Origin of the sequence: Sorangium sp. So ce381, from assembly GCF_051473845.1 — a bacterium.
Lineage (GTDB): Bacteria > Myxococcota_A > Polyangia > Polyangiales > Polyangiaceae > Sorangium > Sorangium atrum.
Genome location: NZ_CP150336.1, coordinates 10,134,703 through 10,142,527, shown reverse-complemented (window position 1 = coordinate 10,142,527; position 7,825 = coordinate 10,134,703). Strand labels below are relative to the sequence as shown.

Sequence of the window (7,825 nt, the reverse complement as noted above, 5' to 3'; positions counted from 1 at the left end):
GTCAGCCGTGGTGGACGAGCGTCCCGGCGTCGGTCCCGAGCGTCCAGGCCCCGGCTGCCGGGAGCCCTGCCCCGCGGGCGGTGACTTCGAGGTGGAGGGATCGACGGGCGCGGGCTCCGCGGTGGAGGCGGTTTTTCCGGCGGGGGTGCTCTTCGCGCTGGTCTCGCCCGTCTTGGGGGACGTCTGAGCCGACGTGCCATCCTTTGCGACGGTCTCGTTCGGGGGCGCCTCTCCGGGCACCTCGCTCCCCTTGGGAGCCGTGCTTCCTGGCGCCGTCGCCTTGGTGTTCCCTTGGGGACCCTTGCCGAGGTCCTGAGATGGCTGGTTGGTAGGCTGGGTGGAGCCCTTGGGGAGGCCGCCATCGGAAGGAGCGGATTGAGGCCTGACGGTGGGTTCGGTGGTCTGAGGCTGGGTGGAGCCCTTGGGGAGGCCGCCATCGGAAGGAGCGGATTGAGGCCTGACGGTGGGCTCGGTGGTCTGAGGCTGGGTGGAGCCCCTGGGGAGGCCGCCATCGGAAGGAGCGGATTGAGGCCTGACGGTGGGCTCGGTGGTCTGAGGCTGGGTGGAGCCCCTGGGGAGGCCGCCATCGGAAGGAGCGGATCGAGGCCTGACGGTGGGCTCGGTGGTCTGAGGCTGGGTGGAGCCCCTGGGGAGGCCGCCATCGGAAGGAGCGGATTGAGGCCTGACGGTGGGCTCGGTGGCCTGAGGCTGGGTGGAGCCCTTGGGGAGGCCGCCATCGGAAGGGGCGGATTGAGGCCTGACGGTGGGCTCGGTGGTCTGAGGCTGGGTGGAGCCCCTGGGGAGGCCGCCGTCGGAAGCAGCGGATCGAGGCCTGATGGTGGGCTCGGTGGTCTGAGGCTGGGTGGAGCCCCTGGGGAGGCCGCCATCGGAAGGGGCGGATTGAGGCCTGACGGTGGGCTCGGTGGTCTGAGGCTGGGTGGAGCCCCTGGGGAGGCCACCATCGGAAGGAGCGGATTGAGGCCTGACGGTGGGCTCGGTGGTCTGAGGCTGGGTGGAGCCCCTGGGGAGGCCGCCATCGGAAGGAGCGGATTGAGGCCTGACGGTGGGCTCGGTGGCCTGAGGCTGGGTGGAGCCCCTGGGGAGGCCGCCGTCGGAAGCAGCGGATCGAGGCCTGACCGGATCCTGCAGGTTCCCGGCGCTGGAGACCGGCGGTCTCGGTGTCGCGGTGGGTGAGCTTGGTGCACTGGTGGGTGCTCGACCGACATTGGTGCTATTGTTGCCGGTCGTCGTGCTCCCGGAATGGCTCCCTGATGGATTGTGCGGAGCGGCCGTCGTCGTGGTCGCCGGGCCGGGTGAGCTCGTGCGGCTGGTGCTCTTCCGCGTGACGGGATCCCAGCCGGAGAAGGGGTCTGGCTTCGGGCTCGGGCTGGGGGCCGCGGCCTGGTTCACGGCGTTGGGCGCGGCTGCGCTGCTGGACGTGCTGCCTGCGTCGGTCAGGGGATGCGCGAAATTGCCCGCGCTCTTTACCTGGGCGCGCAACCCCGATCGGACACCTGTGGCTTTCGACGGCGAAGGGCTGCGCGAAGGGCTGCGCGAGGAGCTGCGCGAGGAGGGCATGCGCCATGAATGACGCGAAACTCATGCGCTGCCAAGCGCCTCGCTCCTCGCCTGGAGGCGGGATATGCCGTGCCATGTCACCCTGCTCGGCCAGCAGCGCATCTCTCCGGATCTGCCTTGTGGACCGGGAGATGCCAGCACCTTCGCGCCATTGTGGCGCTCCCCCGGGACCGAATCCGCGCATGCATCCAGGGCGACACGACGACGAGCCTCGCGATTGCGGTCGGTCCGCCGAGCAGGTAACCTGGCGCTCCAATTGCAAGCACGGGCGTGTCAGTCTTACTGGAATGTTCCGTTCTAAGTGAGCGCTTGCTGTCTCTCCGCTCACGCATCTGGCGCACGGCCGTGCGTCGGCGCGTCCGACGAGGTCCAGGTGCTGCCGAGGCGATTCCAAGGTTGAGCCCGCTGCGCGGCTGCCGCCGGCGCGAGTTGTCTCGCGCGGCGCGCTTGTGTACGAGGTTCTTTCTACGGCAGCGCTGGCCCATGAAGCCGTCGCGCAGGGCCAGGAGGACGAGTAGCTATGAGCGTCACGACGATCGACGTTGCCGAGGTCGCGCCTTCGACGGCGCCCCTGCCTGCGTTCGACGAAGAAGCTTCGGTGCAGAGCCTGCTCGTCTCGCCCATCGAGGCCGCCTACCGGCATCGCCTGCCGCTCGTCGGGCGCACGGACGTGCACCCGCTCGTCCAGGCAGCGTACATGGCGTTCACCCAGCGCTATCCGCTCGTGCTCTCGCCCGACGTGATATGGCTCTGCCTGGCGCGGGGGCTCACGCTCCACATCGCGGCGAACGAGGCGCAGCGGCGCAAGTTCATCCGGGAGGACCGCGATTTCGAGCTGACGCTCGAGCGGCCTGATTTCACGCTCGGCCAGGTGAACCCGTGGCCCATCACGTTCTCGGAGCTATCCGCCCAGACCGCCGCGCAGGTCGGCGGGCTGAGGGAGCTCTTGACAGCCGACTTCTCGACGACAGGGCCGGTCGAGCGGGTGGCCTCGGAGCTCACGGTGACAACCCCGCTCGCGCCGCACTTCGAGTGGGAGCCGCCTTTCCCGGCCGACATGGTGTTTCCGAGACCCGGAATCCCGCGCATCTACCTGATGGGTACGGCGGATGACTGGCGCTCGGTGCGGCAGCGCGCAGAGGCGTTCGGCCCGCTCGGCGCGGAGCGCTGGACCCGCGCGCTCCTGCCCGTGCTGGACCAGATCGTCGCCTCGGCGGAGGGGCGAAAGCCTCCGGATCCGGCGTTCTGGCGCGCCTTCTTCCGGTACGAGAACGCCGCGGACGAGCTCACCGGCTGGATTCACGTGCTCTTCCCCTACCTCCGCGCGTGGCCCGCAGATCACTTCATCCCGAATACGCACCTCGACGACTGGCTCGAGCGGTGGACGGCGGCAGAGGCTCGGCGCAACCGGCTCGTCGCGCTGGCGGATCCGCAGGGGCCGGGGTTCGCTCGGCTCCCGCCGGCGCTGACGAGCGCGCCGCTGCGGCTCGTCGACGCGCACCGCCAGGAGCACTCCCTGGAGCTCATCAGCGGGCTCATCGGCGTCACACAGGACCCGCACTCGCTCGCGCTCATCCCGGAGTTCGTCTGGGCCGTTTTGCACGAGGAGCCCGGGGCCGCGCCCGAGGCGCCCATCGAAGCGGGCTGAGCGCCGGACGACCGCCGCTCCCCCCTGGTCTACCCGAAACGCACCTCGAGCCCCGCGTCCCCGCCCGCCACCACGACCTCTCGATCCCGGCACCCCGGATCCTCCGCCATGCGCGCCGCGATCGGCGTGATCACCCGCTCCTCGATCACCCGCTTCAGCGGCCGCGCCCCGCGCCTCGGATCGAACCCCGCCTCGGCCAGGAAGGATCGCGCCTCGGGCAGCACACGGAGCCTCAGGTTGCGCCGCACGAGCCCGGTGCGCGCCTCGGCCTTGGCGAGCTCGAGATCGACGATCCTGAGCACGCTGTCCCGCCCGAGGCCCCGGAACTGCACGACGTGGTCGATGCGGTTCACGAACTCCGGCCGGAAATGCTCGCGCACGCCCGCCGGCGCCGCGCGCCGCGCGCCCGGGACGAGGGCGCGCTCGTCGTCGCCGCCGAAGCCGACGGGCGCCCGGTCGGCGACGCCGAGGTTCGAGGTCATCACGATGAGCACCATCCGGAAATCCACGTGGCGCCCGTCCTCGTCCGTCAGCCGGCCCTCGCCGAGGATCGCGAGCAGCAGATCGAACACCTCGCGGTGCGCCTTCTCGATCTCGTCGAGCAGCACGAGCGACAGCGGCTCCTGCCGCACGCGCTGCGCCAGCGTCGTCGCGTCCGGCCCCGCCGCGAGCAGGCGCGCCGACGAGCCCGGGAGCCTGTACTCGCTCATATCGAGCCGGATCATCCGCCCCTCGTCGCCGAACATGGCCCGCGTGAGCTCCTTCGCGAGCTCCGTCTTGCCCACGCCGGTCGGGCCCACGAACAGCAGCGTGCCGCACGGGCGCTCGGGGTCGTTCATCCCGGCCTTGAAGCGCGCCAGCACCCGCGCCGCCGTGTCGCACGCCTCGTCCTGCCCGATCACGCGCCGCTTCAGCCCGCGCGCGATCGTCTCGGCGCTCGCGGGGATCTCGTCGGCGATGAGCTCGATCGGCAGCCCCGAGTGGCGCGCGTAGGCCTCGGACACGTCCCGCGGGTAGAGCACGCGCCCCGGCGCCGCTCCGGCCGCTTCCGCCTCCGCGCCGGCCCGGGCGCCTGCCTCCTGCGCGAGCCAGTCGAAGAAGCGGAACGCCTTGCCGGGGAAGAGCACGTCGCGCCGGAACATCGCGAGGTGCTGCACCAGCCGCTTCTTGCCCGCCGGGTGCAGCCGGACGCGCGCGTCCTTCCGCGCCTCGTACTCCGCGAGCAGCGCCGGCACCGCGGCCGGATCCGGCTCGCGCAGCCGGACGATCTGGAAGCACGCCACGAGCGAGGCCGCGCGGCGCTGGCACGCCTCGAGCTCCGGCTCGGTGCACTCCGCGATGAGGCTCACCTCGCCGGTCCGGAGCGCCGGCAGGAACACGTCGCCGATCGACGCGCCGTCCGGCTGCGGCCGGAGCAGCGGCAAGAGCGCGCCGACGTGGAGCACATCCCCCTCGTGCGACAGCTCGCCCACGAGCTTCAGGCACCTCGCCTGCCACATGCCGAGGTACATCATCCCGGCGAGGAGCCGATCGGCCGACGTGCTGAACAGGCCCGGCGAGCTCGCGCGCGCCTTGTCCCTTCGCCACGCCGCGAACCGCCGCGCCAGCCGGTGGACCCAGGTCGTCTTGCCGACGCCCGGGCCGCCCACCAGGAGGATCGACGGCGGCGGCGCGGCGTGCGCGGCGCGCGTCACGTCGAACAGCGGCAGCGCCTGCTCCAGCTCCTCGGACTCGCCCACCGCGAGCGGCAGCCGCTGGCGCGCGGCCTTCTCGACGAGATCCTCGGAGACGGCGTGCAGCGTGGGGCGCTCGTCCTCCGGGCGCCGAGCGCTCCGCCCGGCCCGCTCCATCCGGCGCGGCGACCACGGGCGCACGTACTCGTCTCCCTCCCGGCGAAAATCGAAGAGCGACCGCGGGGACTCGCCGAGCAGCGCGCTCGTGACGAGCTGGCGGAGCACGTCGGGCGCAATCGAGAGATCCTCGAGGACCACGGACCAGCCGAAGCGGGGGAGCATCACGCGGACTCCCCCCTCGGCGAGCTTGCTCGCGAGGTACGTGAGCCGCAGCGGGATCTGGCGCCGGCCGACGACGGCGGTCCGCTTGACCGTGGTCTGCGGGTGGACGTCGACGTCCAGCGAGCGGACCTCGAACGACTCGTCCCACAGGTAGCGATCGAGATCGTCCTCGTCCGTGGCCAGCCGCGCGTGGAGCTCGACCTCGATCGCGCGCAGCACGTCGTCCTCGGAGGCGCCATAGGCGGATGGCGCCGGCCGATCGAAGAGGAATGCCCACGTGCGCAGGAGGATGCCGGTGAAGCGGCCGTCGTGATGGGCGATGAAATAGACGCGGAGCGATTTCTTGGTCATACGGTGGCGGTGGAAACGCGCAGCCTGAGCGCGCGAGCCTACCACACCCGGGCAACACCCCGGGCCGGGAGCGCCGCTGCGCTGGTCGGCCGCGCTGTTGGTCGTTTCGTTGCGCGCGACGTCGTTTCATTGCTCCGCTCTTCCATTTCGCCATTGCGACGATTCCGCCGCAGTCGGTCGCTCGGCGCCCTGAGGAGGCCTGTCCAGGCGCGAAGTGGAGCGGCATCGGAATACGCCGACGGTCGGCTCAACGTCAGATCAACTCCATGCGTCGTGGTGACGGCGTGCGTCAAAACGGATGCGCGCTGCGACGCAGGAACACCTGTGCTGCATAATTCTGGCGGCGTGGAGATGTGTAATCTCATCCACCCTGGCCTCCTCGGGAGGTGTAGAGTGGTGTTCATGCCGCAAACACCTTATTTCATGACGCCTCGCCGCCGCGCGGCTCGAGCCGCCTTTTCCTTGTTCCTCTCGCTTGCCCCGCTCGCGGGGGCCGTGCCCGCGAGCGCTGCTGTGACGCAGCTGGATGGCACGCGCCTGCCCACGGCGGTCAGCGCCAACGAGCTTAACCTCGTGACGGGCCGCGGTTTCCCCAGGGACGCCGTCACGCTCGATGGGCTCTTCGGGTACCGGGGGGAGGACATCGATCCCGTGGCCGACGCGAGCACGGAGCCAGGTGTCTTCTCGCCGCTCTGCGGGTTCTCGGGAGAGCTCGTGCTGCGCGGGGGCGGGTGCAAGGTCGCGTTCGGCTGGTACAACGCGAACGCGAGCGGCACGCGCCCGCCGGACAACCAGATCTACGAGCTGATCCCCGCGGACACCTCGACGGCGTTCAATTGCGAGGACAACGACTTCTGCCCGCTGGCCACGATGGAGACCACCCAGGCGGGGCAGCACGACTGGACGCCGCGGCAGTTCTCGGCGGCGGACATCCGGAACGATCGGCGGTACCAGGGCGGCCTGGTCGGCTTCGCGCTGATCGGCAAGGCGGGCACCTATTGCACCCAGACGAAGTTCTCGCAGCGCGAGCTGAACACCGTCTGCACGAGCTGCACGCCGAACGCGCCGTGGGTGACGACGCTGATCTACACGTCGACCGCCGAGCCCGACGCGTTCTATGTCGCCTTCGAGGACCTGCCCGTGACCGCGACGAGCTGGAAGGGGAGCCAGGGCGGGTACGAGAACGACGGCGATTTTAACGATTTCGTCTACTACATCACGGGCGTGACCTGCAAAGGCGGCGGCGAGATCTGCGACACGGGCCTGCAGGGCGCGTGCGCCGTGGGCAGGACGGGCTGCGCGACCGAGGGCGAGGTCGAGTGCCTGCCCGTGCTCGAGCCCGGCGAGCAGAAGGAGACCTGCGACAACATCGACAACGACTGCGACGGCGAGGTCGACAACGGCGAGGGGCTCTGCGACGAGGGCTTCGTGTGCAACCGCGGGTCGTGCGTGCCGTACTGCGGGCGCGGCGAGGTCGTCTGTGACGCCGGCCTCGTCTGCGACAACGGCTTCTGCGTGGAGCAGGCGTGCGTCGGCAAGGAGTGCACCGGCGGCCAGATCTGCGTCGGCGGCAACTGCGTGGGCGGGTGCGACGGCGTCGTCTGCCCCGCGAACCAGGAGTGCCAGCTCGGGCGGTGCGTGGATCTCTGCGCCCACATCGAGTGCGAGGACGGCGCGGTCTGCGAGCGCGGCATCTGCCAGTCCAACTGCGGTTGCCGCACCTGCCCCACCGGCAAGGTGTGCGCGGCGGACGGCCGTTGCGTCGACACCGGCTGCGAGGGCAAGACGTGCGCTGACGGGCAGGTCTGCGTCGCCGGGAGCTGCGCTGACGCGTGCGCGGGCGCCATCTGCCCCGGCAACGCGCCGTGCGTCAACGGGGTCTGCGGCGAGCCGGTGGTCCACGGCGGCGCCGCCTCCGCCGCGAGCGGAGGGCCGGTCGGACCCGACGTGGGGCTCGACGATCCGGTGGATCTGACCACCGGCTCCGGCTCCGGCTCCGGCTCTGGCGCCGGCTCCGGCGGCGCGAGCGGCGGCACGGGCGGCAACAAGCCCGACGCGTCCTGCGCGTGCAGCGCGGGCGCGACCTCGGAGGCCTCGCCGGCCAGGGTCGGCCTGCTCGGGCTCGGTCTCCTGCTGCTCGCCGGCCGCAGGCGCCGCGCGCGCCGCGCCGCGAGCCGCCCGTAGGCTTCCCCTTGGCGCGCGCCGCGAGCCGTCAGTGAGCCTCGCAACCTCG

The 7,825-nt window shown here is 71.2% G+C and carries 5 protein-coding genes; 4 read left to right on the top strand and 1 reads right to left on the bottom strand.

Going from position 1 to position 7,825, the window contains the following annotated elements; translation table 11 throughout:
• Positions 1 to 10 precede the first annotated feature (10 nt).
• The 3 genes from WMF29_RS38105 (at position 11) to WMF29_RS38095 (ending at position 3,226) form a co-directional block, all read left to right on the top strand.
• On the top strand, positions 11 to 187 hold the full coding sequence (locus WMF29_RS38105; RefSeq protein ID WP_437325012.1) for a hypothetical protein: 177 nt from the start codon (positions 11 to 13) through the stop codon (positions 185 to 187).
• Positions 188 to 1,186: 999 nt separating this feature from the next.
• On the top strand, positions 1,187 to 1,591 hold the full coding sequence (locus WMF29_RS38100; RefSeq protein ID WP_437325011.1) for a hypothetical protein: 405 nt from the start codon (positions 1,187 to 1,189) through the stop codon (positions 1,589 to 1,591).
• Between the two features lie 507 nt (positions 1,592 to 2,098).
• Entirely contained in the window at positions 2,099 to 3,226 is a 1,128-nt protein-coding gene (locus WMF29_RS38095) for a DUF4419 domain-containing protein (protein ID WP_437325010.1), read from the top strand.
• Between the two features lie 29 nt (positions 3,227 to 3,255).
• On the opposite strand, the gene WMF29_RS38090 is transcribed toward WMF29_RS38095, so the two are convergent.
• Positions 3,256 to 5,592 (bottom strand): AAA family ATPase, encoded by a 2,337-nt coding sequence (locus tag WMF29_RS38090; RefSeq protein WP_437325009.1) that lies wholly within the window; start codon positions 5,590 to 5,592, stop codon positions 3,256 to 3,258.
• A 402-nt stretch (positions 5,593 to 5,994) separates the two neighbouring features.
• Between WMF29_RS38090 and WMF29_RS38085 the strand changes: the two genes are divergently transcribed.
• Positions 5,995 to 7,776 carry a hypothetical protein gene (locus tag WMF29_RS38085; RefSeq protein ID WP_437325008.1) on the top strand — a complete coding sequence of 594 codons (1,782 nt, stop codon included), beginning with the start codon at positions 5,995 to 5,997 and terminating at the stop codon, positions 7,774 to 7,776.
• Positions 7,777 to 7,825: the final 49 nt, after the last annotated feature.